A 22,720-nucleotide genomic window follows, 5' to 3' on the forward strand; every position below is an offset into this window, starting at 1 on the left:
ACAATATCCCTTACATTTGTCTCTTGATTTTTTATAAAAAACAATCAAGTACCGGAATTACCCATGGAAAAGGAAGTAACTATTTATGATATCGCCAAAATCCTCAATCTGTCTCCGGCAACTGTTAGCAGAGCTTTGAACGATCATCCGGCGATTAATAGTAAAACCAAGCTTTCCATTGCCAATACGGCGGCAGAGCTCGGCTACCGCTCTAATACGTTTGCAAGTAATTTAAGAAGGAAAAGTACCAGTACACTTGGCGTGATTGTACCTCGTCTCGATAGCAGTTTTATGTCTGCTGTACTTGCCGGCATGGAGGAAGTGGCAAATAAGGCAGGCTATAACTTGCTGATCAGTCAGTCGCTGGAATCTCAGGGAAAGGAAAAATCCAATGCGAAAACCATGTATAACAGTAGGGTAGACGGTTTACTGGTTTCGTTGGCTTATGATACAGAGGGTTTTGATCATTTTGAGAATTTCGTCAAAAAGCGGGTACCTGTTTTGTTTTTTGACAGGATCTTTGATCATTCGGAATGCGCTACGATCGTGATTGACAATGAAAAGGCTGGCTATGATGTCACTTCGCACCTGATTATGCAAGGGTGTACTCATATTTTACACGTTACAGGGAATTTGAAAAGAAATGTATATATCGACAGACTGAGTGGTTACCGGAAAGCACTTGAAGCTCATGGAATTGCATTTGACGAGGCATGGGTGCTGGAAACGGATCTTTCCAGAGAGGCAGGTAAAGCAGCTGTAGATTATATGGAAAAGCTGCCTGTACGCCCCGATGCTATTTTTGTGGCGAATGATATTTGCGCTATCAGCTGTATTCAGGAGTTGAAGCAACGTGGTTACCGCATTCCAGAAGATATTGCTATTGCAGGCTTCAACAATGATCCTGTTTCTCAGGTGGTGGAGCCAAGCCTTACAACAGTCTATTATCCGGGAAAAGAAATGGGTGCCATTGCTGTGAAAACGATGATCAACCACCTGACAGGAACTTCGGATATAGATCCTGCTAACAGTGTCGTATTACAGTCCGAATTGTTGATCCGGGATTCTTCCCGGAAACTGCAAAGAGAAGCACGGAATTAAGCCATGCTTCTTCTGTTTATCTGATCGTTTTAATAAAAATCTGTTGTGTGGCAGGCTGTCCATTGGCTTGTTTTACAAGTCTGTTGAAAGCAATGGTTTTGCCGTCCGGTGACCATACGGTATTGGTTGGAGCAATGGGGGTTGGGTTGGTAAGTTCAACAAAACGCTTTTCAAATTCCTCTGTACCTGTTTTGCAAAGCATTATACTGCCATTCCAGATGTAGCTTACACTTTTGCCGTCCGGATGCCATCTTACATTACCATTTACGTCGGAGTTATGATAGGTAAGCTGTGTTAGCGTTCCACCTGTTACTGGAATAAGAAATACCTGCTGAATACCCGTTGCATCGTGAGCAAGGAAAGCAAGCGTACTGCCGTCAGGCGAGGAGCGAACAATACCTGAGCAGCCTGGCTTTGAGAGGTTCGCAGTATGCGTAAGCCGTCGCTGCACCGTTCCTTTCGGGGGCATTGGGAAAGTGTCAGGAGTTCCTTCAAGTGGACCGCTATTGCCAGGTATGCTGATGTCCTCAGGAATATCAACAATAAAAACTTCTGGAACGTCACTACCACTTTCCGTTTTTACAGTCCCTAAAAATGCTCTGGCGATTTGGTGTTTGCCATCTTTCAGGTAGCCATTTTTCCCAACCCAGCTGTCACTCGCTGCATGGCTGATCTCATCACTTCCGGGTTGAGGTTTCGGTGTTACCTTTACTACTAATGCGCTGAACCAGGTACCTGATACATTTTCATCCGAATGGCTTACCCGTACCGCCATTCCTTTTTTTGATACACCAATGGTTCTCAGATTATGGCGTTCTCCTGTGCTGTCTTCCAGCGCTTTCAGAATCGCGTCGTTGTAAGTATATCCGATCCACTTTCCGTCACCACTCCATTCGTGCCTGTGTGTCCCTCCCCGTAGCGCGCCGGGCGTGAAAGGATATGTTACGTCACGGGCATCCATGTATATCGGCTTATTCGGATTCGCATCTTCAATAATCACTCCCGTGCGTCGCCATTGCTGATAGGGATTAGCTTCAGTGCTGGCTGTGAGTCCATGAATAAATACCACTGCATTTTCAACCGGACTGTAACTTACCGCTCCTGCGCCAGGCCCACAAGCCTGATTATTTGCTATTTGAAACAATACCTTCTTTTGGCCAGTATTGATATTTACTTTTTCAATTTTGGATGAGGCTGCAATTCCGCCGTCATCCGTGCGGGTATCGTAAACCAGCCAGGAGCCGTCAGGTGAAAAATTATCATTATTATCAAGATCGTGATGGTAGGAAAGATCGTGTGTGATCTGTTTCTCATCCGGTTGACAGGAACTCATGGCCGCGACAGTTAGTAAAATGATCAGAAATGTTTTCAAAGTTACAGCAGTTGAACTGATCGGAAAAGTGAAAATAACTTTGAAGTAGTACCTATTTGCTTACCGGAGCACTGATTACCCCCAGATACCTTCCCAGCCAGTAGGGCAGCAGCCATATATCTCCTGCGCTTTGTGCAGAAGTTCCATTACTGCTGTTACGATCAAGGTTGAAAGTATTGCCGTTATGTCTTTGAATAGGACGCTCGCTTGCGGGTAGCACTTCTGTAATTGTTTGCTTACGGAAATTAGGCTCTATTTTCTCAATATCTTTTCTGTGGCTGTTGCGGATTCGCCAGTCGATCATGTCCAGCGGATGTTCCTGTAGGTACCAAACGGCCTCATTCAGGTCAAACGTATCTGTTCCTGTGAGTGCGGTGAAAATGTTCCATGCACCTTCTTTTTCAGGCCTTTCAGCTTTCCAGTGGTCGATAATTGTTTCTTTGTAACGCGCCTTTAATGTATCATTCAGCGCATATCGGTACAATCCCCAATAACCAAGGAAATACATTTCGTCATCCGAGTGGTTCCATCCGTCCGACATATGTTTGGCATGAGCCGTTGCATCTTCCGGTGCTTTGCCAATCAGTTCCATTGGGCGCATTAGGTTTTCAAAATATCCGTGTTTCGTCATCAGCTCAAACGCTTTTTCCTTATACTTTTCTTTTTTTGTGAAATGATAAGCAGTCTGAAGCATGGCGATGATATTGGAGGAGTTCAGTTTACGATCTCCCACATTTACAGGGAAGGAGTTGACATAAGAAGGGTTCCATTTTCCCCATAAAGTGGGTTTCCCATTATAGTCAATCATATACATGTCATTTTTTACAATATGTGACATGAGTGTATCAATCATCGTAACAGCACGACTTTTCAGGTCTGGATCCTGAACCAGCTCAGCCATGGCTCCGAATGCGAAGATATGCCCGATCGCTTCATCACTACTCGTTGTTGATTTCCAAACCCATTCCTTTTCCGCAGATTGCTGCCAGAATTCAGAATCGCCGAGCTCATTCACATGTCCGGCTCTTTCAAATGATCGGGCAGGGAAGCCAGGAACCGGATTGACGCTATACAATCTCTCCATTGCTTCCATGGACTCGCGGCAATTTTGCAAGGCAGAGGAATCTTTTGTGACCGCATATCTGAATATTTCTGCTCCCAGATACATCGAAGTCCATAACCCGTCGTTGTCAGAATCTTCCATGAAACCGGTCGACAAATTTCCGTGATCCATGCCGCGGACAGTGGCGTTGAAACCGTTTCTGATATGCAGCTTGCGAACCTGCCCTTCGTAGAACAAAGCTTTTTGTTCCAGCGTCATATCTTTAAAGTGAAGCTGCCCGAGTCCTGCATTGGTGAGGAACAATACCGAGTTGGCGGGCCCTTTCGTGATCTGCTTCACACGATTGCCCGGAAGCCAGCGCTCGCCGTTATAATAGTCATATTTGCCATCAGCACGAAGTGAAAAAGCGCCATCTACGGTGCCAAACCATAGTTTATCATTAATGACTTTTACCGAAGTGATATTTGTAACAGGCAATTTTCTGTGAATTTCACCGGCTTGCTTTTGTGTGGCAATGTCGTATTCTAGATATCCGTCCGTAGTTCCGATCATAGCCACTGTTCCCTTTTTGTAAAGATCGAATGAACTGAAATGGGTACCATCGAACACTTTTTTCAGATTTTTGGATGCCGGATCGAAGACGGAAAGTGTTTTACTTCCAAGTATCCAGAACTGATTGTCGGCCTGATTGAATCGTATTTCAAGTACATTATCGCCCGACAGTGAGCCAGTCCAGGGCGTCTGATTTTTTTGCACCAGTTGCAGCGATTTTCCATCGGAAACCAGAAAGTCGAAATTTTTTCCCCCTTCAAATACTTTTGCATCTGGTAAATCATGTTTGATAAAGACCGTTCCTGCCCACGCATTGGCAAAAACTACGGAGTCGCTCAGGTACACAAACTGATCCTGATAGCTGATTACTGCCTTGATTTTTTTGTCTCTTAAAAATCTGTAAGACTGATCAGGAGCAATGGTTCCGTGGTATTGAAAATGACCATTATATGGATGAAGAAGTCCTTCAGACGAAACAATCTTTATCAGCCCGTTTTTGTCTGATGCCGATTGAATAAGGTTCTGCCGAACGGTGTCGGAGTAATATTTGACACTATAATCCTGAACAAAGGGCTTGTCTTCGTGAACAGGTTGCGTAATTACTGATTTTGAACAGGAAATAATACCTGCCATTGCTAAAACCAGAAAAGGACTAATGAACTTTTGCATTGTTGTGAGTTTATAAATTTTGAAGCAGGAGGATCACATCTTGCTATTCTATCGGATTTTTGACGGGTCGACAACTACATATTTGATGGATTTTTTCCCTTTTTCCGGATGATGAGAATAGGAAAGATGCACTAAACCATCGTTGCTTTGAATAAGCGAAGGGTAGGAAAAACCTCCTTTTTTAGTTGTATCGTCTTCCAATACTACTTTCGATTTCCAGGTTTTGCCTTCGTCGTCCGACAAAAGCAGGTTGATCTTATAGCGACCATCGTCTATATCATTACCGAGAAACGCCCAACGACCATCTTTCAGAACCAGAAGCTCTACACTTGCTGTATTGGGAATGTCCGTTTTTTTGCTTGGTTCCCAACTTTCGCCGCCGTCGGTCGACTCGCTGATATGTACACGGGTTGGTTCATCGCCACTGTCTCGCATGTAAGCCACGAGGTTTCCGTTCTTTCGGGCAACCACTGCCGGTTGTATAGGTCCTCTTCCCACCACAGGAAGGCTTGGCAGCCAACTGGTTCCGTCATCTTTTGAAATGGCCATCATCGATAAGTTGTAGCCATCGGAGTACAGCGGAAGAATAATTTTCCCATCCGGCATAATCAGCGGTTTGATTCTGGTCATCCAGCCAATACTACGCTTGGAAGGATCTTTGGCTGCTTCAACAATCATTTCATCATATTTGGGAGCGTATCCGGCCCAGCCTGTTGTAGATTCCGGCAGCTTTTTGAACTTCGCCGCCATTTCTTCTGCAAACTTTGAGTCTGGTTTGAGCAATATGTTATCCTGCCAGCTCCATATCGGCGCTCCATCTTTGGAATAGTCTGTTGAAGTTCTCACTTTCAGAATCGATTGCTCCCACAAATTGGCCTGAACGGCAATCCAGACAAGAAACAGTTTACCTGATTTATTCAGGAAAAGTACTGGGTTGCAGTCGGGCAGGTGAGGTGTATCTGCCATCAGAAATGGTGCCGACCAGGTTTTTTGTCCTTTTTTTAATCTGGAACCCATAATTCTTACATCGTCTTCGGTGCGTTCACCGCTGCCTTGAAACCAGGTAATGAGCATGTCGCCGTTCGGCAGGTTCACCAGGCTACTCGCATGGACATGTTGACTCTGATGTGGAAAAACAAGGGTTTGCTGTACAATCTGAGCGTTTGACTGTATGGAGAAGAGAGAAATGAATAGAAGAAAAATGTATTTTTTCATTTTGTCAATCATTACCGGATCGGTTATCGGGTAAGGGATGTGGTTTGTGGATGTTTGTATTCAATTGTTTGCGTTGAAAAGCAAAGCAATCAGTTTTTGATATTGAGAAAAATCAGGAATCAGGATTTGAGCACCTGCTTTTACAAGTCTGGGCCTTTTATCAGGATTATGACCAAACCGTTGCTCTTCATTGCTGGTGATGCCAATGGAGATTCCACCTGCCCGGTTTCCTTCACGCACTTCGTCAGGACCATCGCCAAAAACAGCCAATTCACTGCCATGGAGTTCATTTTCGTGGATGATATTTTCGATCACCATTTTTTTTGAGAACTTGGTATACTCTCTCAGCGCTCCGTAGATTCCGCCATCAAACAGATGAGCATAACCCAATATCCTTGCTTCGTGCTGTACATCATCTACATCTGTCCCGCTTGCCAGGTACATTCTGACACCCCGTTCCTTAAGGACTTCTAAAAACCGGACGGCACCTTTCAATGTGAAATCTTCCTGAGACAACTCTCCGGATGTGAATCGCTGGATACGTTTCCCTACCATTTCCATGAGGGCATCGTTGTATTTTTCTTTATACTGAAACTTGTTGAGTATCTGATCTTCCGGTACAAAACCGAACTCTCTTACCAAGGCTACCAGACCTTCCATCTGATAAATGGTTTGTATTCCTGTGGTTTTCTGGATGAAGTCTTTTACGGTGTGTTGGACAGCGAGATATACCTTCTGCTCAACGGTCTCGTAATGAGTGCCCAGTATAGATTTCATCATAACCGGTTCCATGATGCTTTCCCAGCCTTGCCGCAACGTGCTGATCGTTCCGTCATGGTCAAAGACAGCATGTTTAATATGTCCCATCCTTTCCAGCACAAGCGGATCGCACAGTTCGAACGCTGTGTTGTGAATGAACACGGCATTTCTTTCGTTAACTGCGAGGTCAGGATTGAAAATGAAATCGGGTTCACTTGCTACTGCTGTAATCTCACTTCCATTTGCTGTACCGGTTGTGAAGCGTTTTTGTACGGTTACAGCAGCTGCGAAATTGGCAAAAATAGCTGCATCCTGTACGGGAATACCTGCGGCAAGGCACAGAGCAGCAGCGCTGATAACTGTGTCGCCGGCTCCTACGGTATCCAGTTTTCCACTCAATTGCAATCCCGGTACATGGTAGTCGCCTTGCTCATCAAAAGAAAGAATACCTTTTTCTCCGCAAGTAACGATAACCGGTTTTTGTTTTGTAATAAAGATTTCACGACCCCATTTTTTCAGATCGGCAAGGGACGTAGAGTTGTCGAATTCCTGACCTGCCAAAGTTGCAATTTCGCGGTCATTGGCTTTGAGATATGTATTCTCTATATGACTGTTGAAATGGCGGGAGTCAAGGATAACAATTTTGTCGGGGTACTTTGCAAAAATGGAATTAGCCCCTTCAATAAAAGAATGATTTGAAATACTACCGGTAACCTGCTGATTAAAAATAAGTGCGTCGCATTGTTGGAGTGCGCTTTCAATTGCTTTTAAGAGCAAGGTGTCTGTTTCCGCGCTTCTTATATTATAGGAGCCGAAATCAACCCGTGGTTCTTCTGTTCCTTCCAGATGCCGCTTCAGATAAGTATAGGTATCAAAATTCTCTTTTTGAATAAATAGAGAAGAGGTATCGGCCCCTGCTTGTTTCAACTGTGCAGTAAGTTCGCGTCCGTGCATATCATCTCCTACTGTACCAATTACATGAATAGAGCCAGGTTTCAGTGCAGCAACATTGGCTACTACATTCGCGGCTCCGCCAGGTGAATAATACTGTTTTCTTACTGTTTCCGTCATCAAGCCCGTCTCCACAGACACTTCCGATGCAGATGAATCCATAATCCAATACGAATCCAGGCAAAAGTCTCCGTATACAGCAATTTTTACTGTGGCTATCTTTTTAAGTATGTTTTCAATCTGACTGTGATTCATGAAGGTGTCGCAGGTTTAGCTCTGAGTCTAGGAAAGAAACTTGTCTGTACCTATATACTTGTGATGTAAAAAGGCGGGCTATCGAAGATGCTTCAGATTGAGAAATTACTGAAACGCAAAATTGTCAGATGTACGGTTATTTCTGGCAACCGGGCATTGCGAAATCACTTGATAATGAGTCAATATGACCTCGACACTAAATAATTGTTACTGATTTGTTAAATAAATGCACTTTGCGCAAAATGAAGATATTTTTACGCAAGTTGCGATTTGAATTCAAAAATCATCAGGTACATTTATCATCAGAAATTCATGACGCCGCACAAAAGAAAACATTAAAGCTTTTTTTAATAGCAGAATTTAAGATTACGCAATTAGTGTTTTGTGATATTTTATAAATCATTTGACTTGTTTCTCATTACAGTATATTGTTTAGTAATGTCAGGTTTTTGATGTATTAAATATAATTATAGAAAGATTAAAGTAAACTTTATTATAGTAATTGATTTCGATTTTTTGTAGTTGAACCTATCATTTTATTGATTAAACCCTTACGACTGTGGCCTATCCTGACGAAAATATTCTGACAAAAGTGATCCAGGGGGATGAAAATGCCTTTGCGGAACTGTATAATTATTATAAGTCGCCTGCACTTCGGTTTACGACTTCTCTGCTCAAAGATGAGGAAGAAGCTGAAAACATGGTTCAGGATGTTTTTCTGAAGATCTGGATCAAACGTGAGCACATCAAGACCGAGTATAATTTTAGCTCGTACCTATTCACCTGCCTTAGAAACATGGCATTTGACTATTTCAAGAAAATGGAGAAAAGCGAGCAGCTCAGAAAACATTTTATGGAAGGAATGATGCTGATGGCTGATGACGAACAGGAGGAAAAGGAGAGGAGAATAAGTCTCGTACAAAATGCTGTTGAGTCACTCTCAGTAAAGCGAAAATTGATTCTAAAGCTTAATATCGAAGAAGGGAAATCTTACCAGGAAATTGCCGAATTCTTACGAATTTCAAAGAATACTGTCAAAAATCAGCTTGTAAAAGCGAAGCAAATACTACGTGATAAGATGGATGTTGCTACTGCCTGAAGAGATGGTAAGTAGTCAGGAAATTTAACGTGATGAATAACTTCAATAAAAACCGGGAGCTGGCCAACTCCCGGTTTTTTACATATATTATTTGCCACTTGCTGCAATAACAACAATTACTAAATTTACCCCAAAACCAATCCCCCAGTTCGTCCATACTTTCTTTTGCTTGATTTTTTTAGCCTTTTTCGTATACGCAGCATGGTACTCGCCTTGTCTGAACAGGGTTTCGTCGGGATATCCCAGATTCTGTAGTTTTGGTGTGGTTGCCGATGTTGCAATAGCAGGTATCAGTCCTACCAGAGGTGAAACAAGACTGGCGATCAAAGTGCCTGTAGCAGCTCCTTTATACTTTTTGTAATTTTTTTCTGCGTCAATCTGACCTTTCACCGATAAATTTTCGGTGGGTGCAAAGGTGTATAATTGCTCTTTTTGCGTGGTAACAGAAGAATCAGGTGCGAAATCCTGAGCATTGGCAGTAAGTGATAGCAGGAAAAGTGTAAAAACTGGTAATAGTAGTTTCATGGATAATTTGAATAAATGATAGGTGAGTTTGAAGGGAAAATTAGGTAAAAAAAACTTTTAAATACTTTCATTTTCATGAAAAAGTAGAAATAATTCTATTGGCTTGGACATAAAAGAGGGAGCGTGCGCTCCCTCTTTTATGTAACCTATTGATAATTAAATATAAGCCTAATCTGGCAATTGATTTTGCCTGCTTTTCAAAATAAAGAATAATCCCAGAGCAACTGCAGGAATGCTCAGCATCTGTCCCATATTCAGGGCATAATCTGCTTCAAATGCTTCCTGGTTTTCTTTAAGGAATTCGTATAGGAACCTCAGTGTAAATACCCACACGAAAAATACACCTACAAGTAGTCCGCGTGGGGTTTTTGTTTTGTACTTATTCCATAAAGCAAACAAAATAAAGAACAGAACCAGACATGAAATGGACTCGTAGAGCTGAGCAGGATGCCTTGGATTTTGCGAAAATTCGGTGTTTTGCAGGAATATAAAACCCCAGGGAACGTCGGTCAATTTACCCACGATCTCATGGTTCATCAGGTTTCCGAATCTGATGAAGCAGCCTGTAAGGGCAACTACAATAACAATCCTGTCTGCTACCCAAAGGAAGGATTGCCCGGATGAAGCTCTCGATCTTGAATAAAGCAAAAGACCGGTGATGATTCCGATAATGGCTCCATGGCTGGCCAGACCTGCATACGGAGGCATGATGACTTCCAGCGGGTTTTTGAATAATACCTCTGGCTGGTAAAACAAAAAATGTCCGATACGCGCACCCAGAACTGTTGAGATGACCATATACAGCGTAAGTGCGTCAATATCTTCCTGAGGTTTTCCCTCTTTTTTGAAAATATGAATCATGATCTGCTGACCAATCAGGAAGCCGGCTGCAAACAGCAATCCGTACCAGCGAACAGGGAAAGGGCCAAAGCCTGCTATTTCGGGTATTGTAAAAATTTCGGGATTCACATCCCAGATGATGTAGGAGATCATTTTTATATGATGTTAATGGGCAATAAGGCAAAGGGTTATCGTATACCTGTACAAATATGATAGAAAATTATGTATTGATTTTGTCTGCCACATTATATTAAGAATAAGAACGTAAAACTTTTGCAGAACGCAAGCTGGTACATTTACGTTATGGAGCAGATGTTTTAAGCGTGCAGACTACCTTTTACAAGTCATAAAATGAAATTCATACTCATAGGATTGGTCCGTATATATCAGGGGGTACTGTCGCCGTATCTTCCTAATTCCTGTCGTTATACACCTACCTGTTCGCAGTATATGATTCAGGCTATTCAGAAACATGGTGTGATCAGGGGAGGATGGATGGGATTAAAACGGATAGGCCGTTGTCACCCCTGGGGAGGTCACGGTCATGACCCTGTTCCGTAACCACTATCCAATCGCCACTTTTCTCAATATAGAATCAATAATAGATATTGTTCTTACATTGTCGGCTTCCGCTTCATAGTTAAGCAATATCCTGTGGTTCATAATGTCGGGTGCGAGCTCCTTGATATCTTCCGGCAATACATAATCTCTTCCTTCCAGATAAGCCATGGCTTTGGCTGCACGGTTCAGATAGATCGTCGCCCTGGGTGAGACACCAAACTGTATGTATCGCGCTTCGTCTCTCAATCCATAATCCAACGGACGACGCGTGGCAAAAACCAACTCAATGATATAACGCTCCAGTGTATCGGAAATGTTGACATTGTTGACCGCATTCCTGATTGCAAAAATATCTTCTTTATTAAGTAGAGGCCTTATTTTGTAATCATAATTGATGTCGGACATTCTCCTCATTACTTCCAGTTCCTCAGCTTTTTCAAGATAGTCGACATATACTTTCATCATAAACCTGTCGATTTGCGCTTCCGGAAGCGGATAGGTTCCTTCCTGTTCCACAGGGTTCTGCGTGGCAAGAACGATGAAAGGACGATCAAGTGGGTAAGTTTCGTCGCCTATCGTCACCTGCTTTTCCTGCATGGCTTCCAGCAGGGCCGATTGCACCTTCGCGGGAGAGCGGTTTACCTCATCTGCCAGAATAATATTGGAAAATATCGGACCTTTTTTGACCTCGTAATCACCGATCTTGGGTTTGTAGATCATGGTACCGATTAAATCGGCTGGCAGTAAGTCGGGTGTAAATTGTATTCTTTTGAATTCAAGATCTAAAACTTTGGCCATTGAGTTGATGGTCAAAGTTTTGGCAAGGCCCGGTACTCCTTCCAGCAAAATGTGTCCTCCTGTGAAAAGACCAATCAAAAGCCGGTTCAGCAACCGATCCTGCCCTACGACCACTTTCCCTAATTCGCCGAGTACATCTTTTATTTTTTCTAAATACATGTTTTTCTGTTTTAAGCATTACGGAGTACAACTGTCTCAGTTTTGCTTTTTAATTTCCCCAAATGGCTCTCACAAACCGGTCTTTTCCATGTATGTCGCGAAGAATCTCCACTTTTTGATAAGATCTGTCTTCAAAAACTTTCTTTGTTTCTAATCCGAAGTGTTCGTTGATTTCTACATAACATTTTCCTCCTTCTTTAAGGTGATGTTTGCCAAAATCAGCAATGGCTTTATAAAATAATAACGGATCGTTATCTTCTACAAACAGTGCTTCGTGTGGCTCGAAACGTAACACGTTAGGTAGCATATGCTCCGCTTCAGAATAAGTAACGTATGGCGGATTACTTACCAGACAGTCAAATTTGATAACGTTTCCTGGTATCGGAAATGTTACATTCAGCATATCCTGCTTTGCAAACTGCACATCTGCAATCAACTGACGGGCATTTTCGCGGGCAACTTCCAGCGCTTCATCAGATACATCCCAGGCGTGTACATTCACATGCGGAAGAAAGCGGGCAAGCACGATGGCAATACATCCGCTACCTGTCCCGATGTCAAGAATCGAAATATCTTTGTCGGGTTCAGCATAGTCGCGGGTGACCATTCTTACCAACTCTTCTGTTTCCGGCCGTGGAATAAGCACAGAAGAAGAAACTCTGAACTCCAATCCGCAAAATTCTGTGGAGCCAATAATGTGCTGAACAGGTTCGCTATTGTTGAGGCGTGAGATAATGGATAGCCAGTCGGGTTGCGCTGTGGTTTCAGGAATAGGTCTGTCCACAAGGACATCAATATTTCTTAACCGCATATAATGCTCCAATAGCATGAATGTGATGGCTTGCGCTTCTTTTTCGGGATATGCTGTAATGCCGCTTACGATATTTTTATATAGCTGACGTGCCGAAGTCATTTTTGATCAGTTTTTATTCCAAGGTCGGAAAGTTAACAAATTTAAAGAACTCCCGAAACTCGAGTTTCGCCCTGACTTTGTATTTTTACCACTATGAACTCAGATATTCAATGGATGCAGCGCGCTTTACAGCTGGCGGAATACGGTAGGGGAAGCGTAAGTCCTAACCCTATGGTGGGCTGTGTGATCGTGCATGAAGGTAGAATTATAGGCGAAGGATGGCACAGACACTATGGCGGGCCACATGCCGAAGTAAGAGCGGTGGAAGATGCTGAAGAGAAAGGAAACGGAGCATGGCTGGAAGATGCAACGGTGTATGTAACGCTGGAACCGTGTTCTCATATCGGGAAAACACCTCCCTGTGCGGATCTGCTGGTAGCGAAGCATGTAAAAAAGGTCGTTATCTGTAATCATGATCCTAACCCTTTGGTAGCTGGAAAAGGTATACAGAAGCTTCGGGATGCAGGAATTGAAGTAGAGCAGGGAGTACTTGAAGAGGAGGGATTGGAATTGAACAAACGTTTTTTTCTGGCGTTTAGAGCAAATCGTCCTTATGTAATCCTGAAGTGGGCAGAAACAGCAGATGGATACCTGGGCCACAGCAACGGCGCTCCGGTAGCCATCAGTGGAGCGTATTCCAATATGCGTGTGCATAAATGGCGTAGTGAAGAAGATGCTATATTGGTGGGATTTAATACTGCACTGGTGGATAATCCCCGGTTGAATGTCAGAAAATGGGCAGGGAGAAACCCGGTGAGAATAGTTTTGGATAGAAACGGGATTTTGCCGGAAACGCTTCATTTTTTTGACGGATCGCAACCAACATTGATAGCAGGCTACAAAAGCAGACGAGATGCAATAGCTTTTCCTCAGCGTTACAGTGATACTCCTGAAACTGCGGCTGTTCAGCTTACACCTGGAAATGATGAAATAGGACAGTTGTTGAAGGAGCTGGTAAACCAGAAGATACATTCTGTGTTTGTAGAAGGCGGACCAGCAGTTATTAATTCTTTTCTGAAAAGCGGACTATGGGATGAAATACGCCGTTGCCAGAGCAATAAGGTATTGGGAGAAGGAATTATGGCTCCTGCACCTCACGGAATTCTGACTGGATCCGAGAAGGTACAGGATGATTTATGGACTTATTACCGAAAAGACTAAATACTCCACATTTCGTCGTCGCTGGTCCAGATATCCCAGGCTTTTTCGGCCTGCAGCTCCAGCATTTTAAGACCATTTTGTGTGGCAGCGCCCTTTTCTGCTCCTTTTTTCAGGAAGGTTGTTTCTGCAGGATTATAAACCAGATCATACAGATAATGCTGATTGCCGACCCATTCAAAAGGTAGCGCCGGACATCCTTCTATATTGGGAAATGTACCAAGAGGAGTTGTATTGATAACAAGGCGGTGAGAGCCAACAATCTCTTCGTTCAGATCTTCGTAAACAAGGCAACCATTCTGCGGACTGCGGGATACCTGCTGATAGGTAATCTCCAGATCTTGCAATGCAACCTGTACAGCTTTAGCAGCTCCGCCATTTCCAAGAATAAGTGCCTGGAAACTACTGCATGCTTCTCCGCGGCGGTCAAGCCATTCTACCAATGATTGCTTGAATCCGTAGTAATCGGTATTATATCCTTTGGTACTGCCATCAGCAAAAATCTTAATGGTATTGACTGCCCCAATTCTTTCTGCCGAAGAATCATCTAAATCATCCAGATGGCTGATGACGGCTTTTTTATGTGGAATAGTGACATTTAATCCTCGCAGATCAGGTTTTTTGAGCAGATCAGCAAGTCCGTCCAATGTTTCCATTTCATAGAGATCGTAGCTGCTTTCCTTTATCCCTTCTCTTGTAAATTTGTCACCGAAATAGCGCTTTGAAAACGAATGAGTAAGTGGAAATCCTATCAGGCCGTATAAATTCATAGTGATTTGTGATTCTGATGCGAAAGTTGTTCTGCATTTAATATCTGACGTGGAATGATCAGAGCTACCCCGATGAGGATGTTCAAACGCAATGGCGAAGTTAACCGACTTGTAACGGAATCACAAAGGTTTGGGAGGAAGGTACTGTATTACTACCTCATCGGGTGACCTGTTTCCCCTTCCTTGCGCATCCTCATCTCTCCGGTAGTTCCTTATTTTATTCAGTTATATTTGTCAATAGGGGGCGGGATAACTTTGCACTTATCTAATCTTTACACACACACACACACACATCTATGGAGCTGAATAAAAATGTTATCACTGAGATACAGGCGATTATTTCTGATGCGCAGCAGAGAGCCATCCGGAGTGTAGATTTTGAAAGAGTGTTGATGTACTGGCATATTGGTAAGGTCATCTTTGAAGAAGAGCAACAAGGTGAAGACCGTGCTGCCTATGGCACTTTTCTGATTAAGTCGATATCAAAGGAGTTTCAACCAGTAATGGGTTCGGGTTTTTCTGTTCGGCAGTTGGAAATGAACAGACAATTTTACCGTGTTTTTCCAATTGCGAACGCACTGCGTACGCAATTCAGTTGGACTCATTATCGATTACTTATTCGTATTGATAATCAGGATAAAAGAGATTTTTATATAGCAGAAGCTGAAAAGAATAATTGGTCGGCGAGGCAACTGGAGCGGCAGATAAATAGTCAGTTGTTTGAACGTCTTTTGATGAGTAACGACGTGGCATCGGTATTGTCGGTAGCCCGAAGTGAAAAACACCCTGTTGATGCCAGAGAAATTATTAAAGATCCGATGGTGTTGGAGTTCCTGGGATTAAAAAGAGAAGCTGCTTACTATGAAAAAGATCTTGAAACGGGCATTATTACCCATTTGCAGGAATTCATGCTGGAGCTTGGTAACGGTTTTACGTTTGCGGCCCGTCAGAAAAGAATACATATAGATGGAGATGAGTTTTTCGTGGATCTGGTATTTTACAACCGACTGTTACAGTGTTTTGTCATTATTGAGATTAAAACACAAAAGTTATCACACCAGGACTTAGGGCAGTTGCAAATGTATGTAAACTACTACGATAGGTATGAGAAACAGGAATTTGAAAATCCTACAATTGGCATATTACTCTGTACTGATAAAAATGATACTATGGTGAAAATCTCGTTACCCGAAAACAGCAGAAATATCATTACGAGTAAATATCAGCTTTACTTACCTACTGAACAGCAATTATTGGATGAAGTAAGAAGAGAAATCGATAAACTTGGTAATGACGGTAAGTCAGGTATATAAATTTTTTCCACACTGTTGCAGCAATAAGGAGCACTTCAACGTAATTTTTAAAGGAAACATAACAGGTACTTTGAGGTAATCAAGGACCTTTCAGTAGCAATCAGAATTTAGAATAATGTATAGAATAGTTTTACTCCTCAGCGTTTTCATCACTTCATCAGCATATGCTCAAATAGGTAACCGACAAACTCCGGCTGTCATTCTGGATACGGACATTGGGCCGGACTACGATGATGTGGGAGCGATGGCTATGTTTCATGCCATGGCTGACAGAGGTGAAATGAGACCCTTGGCTGTCATAGCATCTAACAAAAATGAGTTGGTAATTCCTTCTATAGACGTGATCAATACCTGGTTCGGAAGGCCGGAGTTGCCGGTTGGTGCTCCTAAGGGTAATGCTCCTGATTACGGTGCTTCTCAAAAATGGCCTGAGATGCTGGTTGCGAAATACCCACATAAGATCAAAAATACAACTGATGCGCCCGACGCAGTGGAGACATACAGGAAAGTACTGGCAGCGCAACCGGATAATAGTGTTACCATTATCACGATCGGCTTTCTGACAAACCTGAGTAACCTACTGGATTCTAAGCCTGATAAAAACTCACTTTTGTCGGGTGAGGATTTGGTAAGGAGAAAGGTGAGGCAGCTCGTATCTATGGCCGGTGCTTTTCCGGAAGGAAGGGAGTACAACGTATTCACAGATTCTCTTGCTGCAGAAAAGGTATTTAGTCAGTGGCCGACACAGATTATACTGAGTGGCTTTGAAATAGGAAATCAGATCAAAACAGGGCTAAAACTTGTAGCGAATGAAAGGCTGGATAGTCCGGTAAAAGATGTATATGTACATGCGATGCCAAAGAGTGAAGGCGATGCGCAGGGACGAATGAGCTGGGATCAGACTGCCGTATTGGTAGCAATCCGTGGCGTGCAGCCTTATTTTGGAGTGAAACGAGGGAAAATGATTGTCGAAGGTGGTAATAATACCTGGCGGGATGATGCCATGGGTCCGCATGCCTACTTAACGGAAGCAATGCCTTTGGATCAGGTTGGAGCTTTGATTGAAGGATTGATGATGTGGGAAGGAAAGAATAAGTAAGAACACTCCGGTCTGCATGCGGCAGCAGGCTGCGCTGAATCGTTAGCGTGGTTTGTTGCATTCTCTGTTCAGCCCGACTCCGTCGTTCAGGCCAGAAAGTCGGAATAGTATGTTTTCAGAAGTTCTCAGTATTAAGACTGCGGAACAAAATGAAGGCAATTTAAGAGTTTACTGATTTTTTAAAAATATTTAAAAAATCAACTGGTGAATCGATAAATTGCCAAACAATCATTTTGGATCCAACTAACCAGTCAATTATGAAGAAACTACTTCTGTTATCTCTTGTCTCATTCTGGCTATTCAGCTGTGGAAGCTCAGGAAAGCTTTCAAAGGAGGAAGGTCAGAAAATCAAAGTATCCTGGAAACTCATCAGCAATTTTGTTGAGCCTGATGGTAGTTTTTCTGCAAAATTTACGCTAAAAAATGAGAGTGGGATTACACTGGACGGTACCAATTGGGCGCTATTCTTTAGTATGTCGCCTCGTCCTATCCATACCAACAAGACACCCGAACCAGCAACGGTAGAACACATCAATGGTGACTGGTATAAGATGGTTCCGGGCAAAGACTTTTCTCTTCAACCAGGAGATTCTGCAGTTATCCATTATACCGGTACAGAAGGCGTGATCAAAGAGACGGATGCGCCTCTTGGCTTATACTTTGTATTTTATGATAAGGATGGTAAAGAAGGGGAGATTGCAGAAGTTGCTGATTATGTAATTGAGCCTTTTACAACGGAAGAGCAGATATTAAGAGGTAAAAGGGATCTTCTTAAAGTGCCAACTGCCGAGTCCCGCTATGCGAATAATCTCGCTTTTACTACACTGGCAGCTGACCAACTGCTGAAAATTATACCTACCCCAGCCAAAATAACTGCTCCGAAAGGAGCTATAACCCTTTCCAACAGAAATCATGTGTTTTATGACGAAGGACTGGAAAATGAAGCGACTTACCTTATTCAGAAATTAAAAGAAATTACGGGAACTGAATTTCCGGTACAGAAAGGATTGCCTGCTGCCACTGCACTTTCAGAGCCGGTGATCATTCTGAAAAATGGCAAAGTGAATGTTAGCGGAAAAACACAGGAAGCTTATACACTTGATGTGGATGCGAAGGGTATTTCTATCACAGGGGCTGATAAAGCGGGTGTGTTCTATGGAATTCAAAGTCTTCTTCAATTAGCACCGGTTGAAAATTATGCTAAACCGGTTAACGAGCTTACACTTCCTTTTGTAAATGTTCAGGATGCACCACGTTTTGTTTTCAGAAGTATGCACCTGGATGTTGCCCGTAATTTCCAGACTAAGGAATCTGTTAAGCGGGTGATAGATTTGCTGGCCTCTTATAAGATCAATCATTTGCTTCTCTATACAGCAGAAGATGAAGGCTGGCGTGTAGAAATCGACGGACTGCCCGAGTTAACAGAAGTAGGCGGACAGCGGCAGCATACTTCTGGTATCAATGCACCTGCATTACATCCTTCATACGGATCGGGTCCTTTTGCAAAAGATAAAAGCAAGCACGGCAGTGGATATTATACCAAAGCGGATTTTATAGAAATCCTGAAATATGCCAACGAAAGACACATCAAGATTATTCCTGAACTCAACTTTCCCGGTCATGCACTTGCTGCTATCAAGTCTATGGAAGCGCGCTATGAGCGCCTGATGAAAGAAGGAAAAGAAAAAGAAGCGAATGAATACAGGCTGATTGATCCGGATGATAAATCGGAATACATTTCTGCACAGGCGTATAAGAATAACGTTGTAAGTGTCGCCCGGGAGTCGACCTATCATTTCTTTGAAAAGGTGGTAGACGAAATGGCCAAACTTTACAAAGAGGCAGGACTTACCATGGACACTTTCCACACCGGTGGTGATGAAGTGGCAGATGGAGCATGGACTAAATCCCCGATGGCAGCTCAGCTATTAAAGGAAAATCCTTCAATTGGCGGCGCTAAAAACCTGCAGGCTTATTTCTTAAGAAAATTATTGCCGAGGCTTGAAAAAAGAAATCTGAAAGTACACGGCTGGGAAGAAGTAGCTCTTACCAAGACGCCGGCAGGTGTTTACAATGCAAATCCGGAATTTGTTGGTCGTCCGGTAGTCCCTTATATCTGGAATAACGTATTTGATGTGGACTTGGGCAACAGACTTGCCAACGCGGGCTATCAGGTGGTGTTCTGTAACGTTACCAACTTTTACTTCGACATGGCCTACGACAATGATCCGAAAGAACCGGGATTATATTGGGGAGGATTTGTTGACGCCAGAGATAACTGGGCATTTGCTCCCTTTAATATGTTCAAGACGACGGAGGAAACTGCAATGGGCAAGCCTATGAAGGAAGAGTTTGTTGGTAAGCAGTTGCTGAAACCTGAAGCGAGAAAAAATGTACTTGGAATTGAAGCGCAACTATGGGCCGAGACGATCAAGGGAAGAGATATGATGGAATATTCCATTTTACCTAAACTCATGGGCTTCTCTGAAAGTGCGTGGGCACCGGAAAGGGGCTGGGAGAATGTAGCTGATGATAACGTCAGAAAGAAGATGATGCAGGAAGGCTGGAATGTATTTGCCAATACAATGGCTCAACGCAGTATTCCTAAACTGAAATACATGAATGGAGGATATAATTACAGATTGCCGATGCCAGGTGCGATTGTAGAAAACGGGACATTGAAAGCCAATACAGAATTACCCGGGCTGGCTATTCGCTATACTACGGATGGTTCTGAGCCTACTGTGAAATCGACTTTGTACGAAGGACCGGCGCAGGTAAAAGGAATTGTAAAACTGAAAGCGTTTGACAGCGCAGGTCGTTCGGGAAGAACGAGTGTTGTCACGACAAAATGATATAAGTAAATCCTTCTCTAAAAACCTGACCTGTCTGTAAAAAGGTTTTGCAGACAGGTCAGGACAATAACAAAATACTCAACTTTTTAATTAATGAATATCGGGGTAGACATCGGGGGCACCAATATCAGGGCCGGAATTGAGCTGGGTGGTGCGATTACACGTCAGTCTAAAATATCATTGGAAAACAAGGAGTCTCTTTCTTCGACACTCTCACAGCTCATGGAGCTTATCAGGCCGCTAACGAAATATCCTGTACAGGGAATTGGGATTGGTGTTCCTTCCGTGGTGAATGTCGATACCGGAATGGTCTATAATGTAATGAATATTCCTTCTTGGGAAGAAGTGGCCTTGCGGGATATTGTTGAACAAGAGTTTAATCTGCCGGTGTCTATCAATAATGATGTAAACTGTTTTATTCTTGGAGAGCATCGATTCGGATTGGCGCGGCAATTTAAGTCGGTAGTGGGCATGGCTGTAGGTACGGGATTGGGTTCAGGAATCATTATCGATAACAATCTGTATTCGGGTAATAACTGTGGCGCAGGCGAAATTGGAATGCTTCCCTACCGCGATTCTATTCTTGAAGATTATGTGTGCAACAGGTTCTTTCGTAATGTACTGCAAATGGATGCCTGGGAAGCGCATAATGCAGCTTTGAAAGGTGACTTAAGTGCATTGGCCGCATGGGAGGAATTTGGGGTACATCTGGGAGCTGTGGTGAAGACAGTGATGTACACTTACGACCCTGAAGCTATTGTATTCGGAGGTTCCATAGCGAAAGCAAGCCGCTTCTTTAAAAATAGTATGGTGAAGAGTCTGGAAGATTTTGCGTACCCGCGTTCGATCCGCAATCTTACTTTGCTTCTTTCCGAAAATGAAAATATTGCATTACTTGGAGCTGCCGCACTGATGCATAAAAACTAATTTGTTCTTTTGCATTGATCACACACAGCTACCAAAGAGACTCATGAATTATATTTTAACTCACTAAATGGATCTTCCGGCAGCTTGTGCAGGGAAAGTCCAAAATTGCCTGTCATGCGGAAAAATACTTTTATCGTTCTACTGATTCTCCTTATTTTCTTCGTCATATCTTTTCTGACGAATATTCTTGGTCCGATTATTCCTGAACTTGTCCGGGATTTTAATCTAAGCCTGGGACTTGCGGGCTTTCTTCCTTTTGCTTTTTTTGTTGCTTACGGTGTTATGTCGATTCCCGCAGGGTTGCTGGTGGAAAGGGTGGGGGAGAAAAAAGTTCTACTCTGGGCCTTTCTGATATCATTTGCCGGAGCGTTTCTGTTTGCGGTCAAGCCTGGCTTTGGAATCGCATTGTTTTCCTTATTCCTGATAGGAATAGGGATGTCCATGCTTCAGGTTGTAATTAATCCATTGCTCAGAGTGGCAGGAGGTGAATCCAAATTTGCTTTCAACTCAGTGATGGCACAGCTGTTTTTCGGGGCAGCCTCATTTCTGAGCCCGCTTTTGTATAGCTATCTGGTTTCTAACGTACATAGTGCCAAGTCGGATTTTTTACTGGATTTGTTAAACAAAGTTGTACCTCAGAATTTGAAATGGGTTTCCTTGTATTGGGTTTTTGCTGTCATTTCTATTCTGATGGTTCTGATCATTGCAGTTGTCCGTTTTCCAAAAGTGGAATTAAGGGATGATGAAAAAATCGATGTCGGTAATTCGTTTCGGGAACTGGCTGTGAACAGGCAGGTTTGGTTGTTCTTTCTTGGGATATTTTGTTACGTAGGTACCGAGCAAGGAATCGCTAACTGGATATCTCAGTTTTTACAAACCTATCATGGTGCGGACCCGGGAACTACTGGCGCTACAGTGATCTCTAATTTCTGGGGATTACTTACTATAGGGTGCTTGCTGGGGTTACTTTTACTTAAAATATTTGATAGCCGGCAGGTGCTTATTTTGTTTACTTCCGGTGCTGTATTATCTGTATTAGCTGCTTTGTTCGGAACACTGGACACTGCGCTTATTGCTTTCCCAGCAGCTGGGTTCTTCGCCTCAGTGATGTATTCTGTTATATTCTCCCTTGCGTTAAATTCGGTGCCTCAGCACCACGGTACTTTTTCGGGTATTCTGTGTGCGGGTATTTGTGGAGGTGCAGTTGTTCCCCTTATCGTTGGAGCACTCGGAGAAGCATTTGGCCTCAGGATGGCTATGGTATTTCTGCTTGTACCGCTAGGATATATTTTGAGTATAGGAATATGGGCACGTCCGTTGGTAACGAATGATCGGTTAGGTATTAAAAAAGAATTGTCTGAAACTAATGCTTAGTTTTTAGCTCGTCCATTTTTATCAAACTTCTTTCTTATATGAATCTCCGTCAATGGAATTACCGCGATAGAGATAATTGTCAGGAATGTTGCAGATATGTAAAACGAGTTGATCCCGCCAATTAATAAATAGGAAATGGTCTCGAAAATGATAAAAATAAAAGAAAACTTCACAAAGAGATCTGAACTGAAAGCATTCGCTTCCTTCCAGATTTCAGCATTTTTCATAGAAACATGGGTTCTGTATCCGTAAAAGGAATTGATGTTCTGAGGTTGTTTCGCCCGGAAGAATAGAGTAATTCCCAGAAATGTGACTGCGAGCGCGATATGGCCTAATAGAATTGTATTCATGTCCATAATTCAAATCGTTTAAAGATAAATATAGCATTTTTG

The 22,720-nt window shown here is 42.9% G+C and carries 19 protein-coding genes; 9 read left to right on the forward strand and 10 right to left on the reverse strand.

Going from position 1 to position 22,720, the window contains the following annotated elements; all coding sequences use genetic code 11:
• Positions 1-63: 63 nt before the first annotated feature.
• Entirely contained in the window at positions 64-1,101 is a 1,038-nt protein-coding gene (locus DSL64_RS10640; RefSeq protein ID WP_115830748.1) for a LacI family DNA-binding transcriptional regulator, read from the forward strand.
• 16 nt (positions 1,102-1,117) lie between these two features.
• On the opposite strand, the gene DSL64_RS10645 is transcribed toward DSL64_RS10640, so the two are convergent.
• From DSL64_RS10645 to DSL64_RS10660, 4 genes are all read right to left on the reverse strand, one after another.
• Positions 1,118-2,434, reverse strand: coding sequence for a DUF3748 domain-containing protein (locus tag DSL64_RS10645; RefSeq protein ID WP_115830750.1), 1,317 nt, complete (start codon positions 2,432-2,434; stop codon positions 1,118-1,120).
• Positions 2,435-2,525: 91 nt separating this feature from the next.
• Complete coding sequence (locus DSL64_RS10650) at positions 2,526-4,757, reverse strand: ligand-binding sensor domain-containing protein (RefSeq protein ID WP_115830752.1); 2,232 nt, start codon at positions 4,755-4,757, stop codon at positions 2,526-2,528.
• A 48-nt stretch (positions 4,758-4,805) separates the two neighbouring features.
• Positions 4,806-5,972 (reverse strand): sialidase family protein, encoded by a 1,167-nt coding sequence (locus tag DSL64_RS10655; RefSeq protein WP_115830754.1) that lies wholly within the window; start codon positions 5,970-5,972, stop codon positions 4,806-4,808.
• Positions 5,973-6,032: 60 nt separating this feature from the next.
• The gene (locus DSL64_RS10660; protein ID WP_115830756.1) at positions 6,033-7,937 is read right to left on the reverse strand and encodes a PfkB family carbohydrate kinase; all 1,905 of its coding nucleotides are present in this window, start codon (positions 7,935-7,937) and stop codon (positions 6,033-6,035) included.
• 559 nt (positions 7,938-8,496) lie between these two features.
• On the opposite strand from DSL64_RS10660, the gene DSL64_RS10665 reads away from it, so the two are divergent.
• Positions 8,497-9,036, forward strand: a complete 540-nt coding sequence (locus DSL64_RS10665; protein WP_115830758.1) for an RNA polymerase sigma factor — start codon at positions 8,497-8,499, stop codon at positions 9,034-9,036.
• Between the two features lie 87 nt (positions 9,037-9,123).
• On the opposite strand, the gene DSL64_RS10670 is transcribed toward DSL64_RS10665, so the two are convergent.
• Both DSL64_RS10670 and lgt read right to left on the reverse strand, forming a co-directional pair.
• On the reverse strand, positions 9,124-9,561 hold the full coding sequence (locus tag DSL64_RS10670) for a hypothetical protein (protein ID WP_115830760.1): 438 nt from the start codon (positions 9,559-9,561) through the stop codon (positions 9,124-9,126).
• Positions 9,562-9,729: 168 nt separating this feature from the next.
• The gene (gene lgt, locus DSL64_RS10675) at positions 9,730-10,554 is read right to left on the reverse strand and encodes a prolipoprotein diacylglyceryl transferase (protein ID WP_115830762.1); all 825 of its coding nucleotides are present in this window, start codon (positions 10,552-10,554) and stop codon (positions 9,730-9,732) included.
• A gap of 198 nt (positions 10,555-10,752) precedes the next feature.
• Between lgt and yidD the strand changes: the two genes are divergently transcribed.
• The gene (yidD, locus tag DSL64_RS10680) at positions 10,753-10,962 is read left to right on the forward strand and encodes a membrane protein insertion efficiency factor YidD (protein ID WP_115830764.1); all 210 of its coding nucleotides are present in this window, start codon (positions 10,753-10,755) and stop codon (positions 10,960-10,962) included.
• Between the two features lie 3 nt (positions 10,963-10,965).
• On the opposite strand, the gene DSL64_RS10685 is transcribed toward yidD, so the two are convergent.
• Both DSL64_RS10685 and prmC read right to left on the reverse strand, forming a co-directional pair.
• Positions 10,966-11,919, reverse strand: a complete 954-nt coding sequence (locus DSL64_RS10685) for an AAA family ATPase (RefSeq protein ID WP_115830765.1) — start codon at positions 11,917-11,919, stop codon at positions 10,966-10,968.
• 49 nt (positions 11,920-11,968) lie between these two features.
• Complete coding sequence (gene prmC, locus DSL64_RS10690) at positions 11,969-12,832, reverse strand: peptide chain release factor N(5)-glutamine methyltransferase (protein ID WP_115830767.1); 864 nt, start codon at positions 12,830-12,832, stop codon at positions 11,969-11,971.
• A gap of 93 nt (positions 12,833-12,925) precedes the next feature.
• On the opposite strand from prmC, the gene ribD reads away from it, so the two are divergent.
• A complete protein-coding gene (gene ribD, locus DSL64_RS10695) occupies positions 12,926-13,993 on the forward strand; it encodes a bifunctional diaminohydroxyphosphoribosylaminopyrimidine deaminase/5-amino-6-(5-phosphoribosylamino)uracil reductase RibD (protein WP_115830769.1) in 1,068 nt (355 codons plus the stop codon).
• Here the strand turns inward: ribD and DSL64_RS10700 are convergent.
• A complete protein-coding gene (locus DSL64_RS10700; RefSeq protein ID WP_115830770.1) occupies positions 13,990-14,760 on the reverse strand; it encodes a shikimate dehydrogenase family protein in 771 nt (256 codons plus the stop codon). The genes ribD and DSL64_RS10700 overlap by 4 nt on opposite strands.
• Positions 14,761-15,056: 296 nt before the next feature.
• Between DSL64_RS10700 and DSL64_RS10705 the strand changes: the two genes are divergently transcribed.
• The 5 genes from DSL64_RS10705 (at position 15,057) to DSL64_RS10725 (ending at position 22,328) form a co-directional block, all read left to right on the forward strand.
• Entirely contained in the window at positions 15,057-16,073 is a 1,017-nt protein-coding gene (locus DSL64_RS10705; RefSeq protein ID WP_115830772.1) for a PDDEXK nuclease domain-containing protein, read from the forward strand.
• Between the two features lie 115 nt (positions 16,074-16,188).
• Complete coding sequence (locus DSL64_RS10710) at positions 16,189-17,172, forward strand: nucleoside hydrolase (protein ID WP_115830773.1); 984 nt, start codon at positions 16,189-16,191, stop codon at positions 17,170-17,172.
• A 257-nt stretch (positions 17,173-17,429) separates the two neighbouring features.
• Positions 17,430-20,027 carry a family 20 glycosylhydrolase gene (locus DSL64_RS10715; protein WP_115830774.1) on the forward strand — a complete coding sequence of 866 codons (2,598 nt, stop codon included), beginning with the start codon at positions 17,430-17,432 and terminating at the stop codon, positions 20,025-20,027.
• A 93-nt stretch (positions 20,028-20,120) separates the two neighbouring features.
• Positions 20,121-20,954 carry an ROK family protein gene (locus DSL64_RS10720; protein WP_115830775.1) on the forward strand — a complete coding sequence of 278 codons (834 nt, stop codon included), beginning with the start codon at positions 20,121-20,123 and terminating at the stop codon, positions 20,952-20,954.
• A 114-nt stretch (positions 20,955-21,068) separates the two neighbouring features.
• Positions 21,069-22,328: an MFS transporter gene (locus tag DSL64_RS10725; RefSeq protein WP_115830776.1), complete on the forward strand. Its 1,260-nt coding sequence runs from the start codon at positions 21,069-21,071 to the stop codon at positions 22,326-22,328.
• Here the strand turns inward: DSL64_RS10725 and DSL64_RS10730 are convergent.
• Complete coding sequence (locus DSL64_RS10730) at positions 22,325-22,684, reverse strand: SdpI family protein (protein ID WP_115830778.1); 360 nt, start codon at positions 22,682-22,684, stop codon at positions 22,325-22,327. The genes DSL64_RS10725 and DSL64_RS10730 overlap by 4 nt on opposite strands.
• Between the last annotated feature and the right edge of the window lie 36 nt (positions 22,685-22,720).

The sequence above is a fragment of the Dyadobacter luteus genome (genome assembly GCF_003383615.1).
Taxonomy (GTDB): domain Bacteria; phylum Bacteroidota; class Bacteroidia; order Cytophagales; family Spirosomataceae; genus Dyadobacter; species Dyadobacter luteus.

Bases quoted from the DNA above. Each gene is read 5' to 3' on its own strand.
- DSL64_RS10640 (WP_115830748.1), top strand. From the start codon at position 64: ATGGAAAAGGAAGTAACTATTTATGATATCGCCAAAATCCTCAATCTG.
- DSL64_RS10645 (WP_115830750.1), bottom strand. From the start codon at position 2,434: ATGAGTTCCTGTCAACCGGATGAGAAACAGATCACACACGATCTTTCC.
- DSL64_RS10650 (WP_115830752.1), bottom strand. From the start codon at position 4,757: ATGCAAAAGTTCATTAGTCCTTTTCTGGTTTTAGCAATGGCAGGTATT.
- DSL64_RS10655 (WP_115830754.1), bottom strand. From the start codon at position 5,972: ATGAAAAAATACATTTTTCTTCTATTCATTTCTCTCTTCTCCATACAG.
- DSL64_RS10660 (WP_115830756.1), bottom strand. From the start codon at position 7,937: ATGAATCACAGTCAGATTGAAAACATACTTAAAAAGATAGCCACAGTA.
- DSL64_RS10670 (WP_115830760.1), bottom strand. From the start codon at position 9,561: ATGAAACTACTATTACCAGTTTTTACACTTTTCCTGCTATCACTTACT.
- lgt (WP_115830762.1), bottom strand. From the start codon at position 10,554: ATGATCTCCTACATCATCTGGGATGTGAATCCCGAAATTTTTACAATA.
- yidD (WP_115830764.1), top strand. From the start codon at position 10,753: ATGAAATTCATACTCATAGGATTGGTCCGTATATATCAGGGGGTACTG.
- DSL64_RS10685 (WP_115830765.1), bottom strand. From the start codon at position 11,919: ATGTATTTAGAAAAAATAAAAGATGTACTCGGCGAATTAGGGAAAGTG.
- prmC (WP_115830767.1), bottom strand. From the start codon at position 12,832: ATGACTTCGGCACGTCAGCTATATAAAAATATCGTAAGCGGCATTACA.
- ribD (WP_115830769.1), top strand. From the start codon at position 12,926: ATGAACTCAGATATTCAATGGATGCAGCGCGCTTTACAGCTGGCGGAA.
- DSL64_RS10700 (WP_115830770.1), bottom strand. From the start codon at position 14,760: ATGAATTTATACGGCCTGATAGGATTTCCACTTACTCATTCGTTTTCA.
- DSL64_RS10705 (WP_115830772.1), top strand. From the start codon at position 15,057: ATGGAGCTGAATAAAAATGTTATCACTGAGATACAGGCGATTATTTCT.
- DSL64_RS10710 (WP_115830773.1), top strand. From the start codon at position 16,189: ATGTATAGAATAGTTTTACTCCTCAGCGTTTTCATCACTTCATCAGCA.
- DSL64_RS10715 (WP_115830774.1), top strand. From the start codon at position 17,430: ATGAAGAAACTACTTCTGTTATCTCTTGTCTCATTCTGGCTATTCAGC.
- DSL64_RS10720 (WP_115830775.1), top strand. From the start codon at position 20,121: ATGAATATCGGGGTAGACATCGGGGGCACCAATATCAGGGCCGGAATT.
- DSL64_RS10725 (WP_115830776.1), top strand. From the start codon at position 21,069: ATGCGGAAAAATACTTTTATCGTTCTACTGATTCTCCTTATTTTCTTC.
- DSL64_RS10730 (WP_115830778.1), bottom strand. From the start codon at position 22,684: ATGGACATGAATACAATTCTATTAGGCCATATCGCGCTCGCAGTCACA.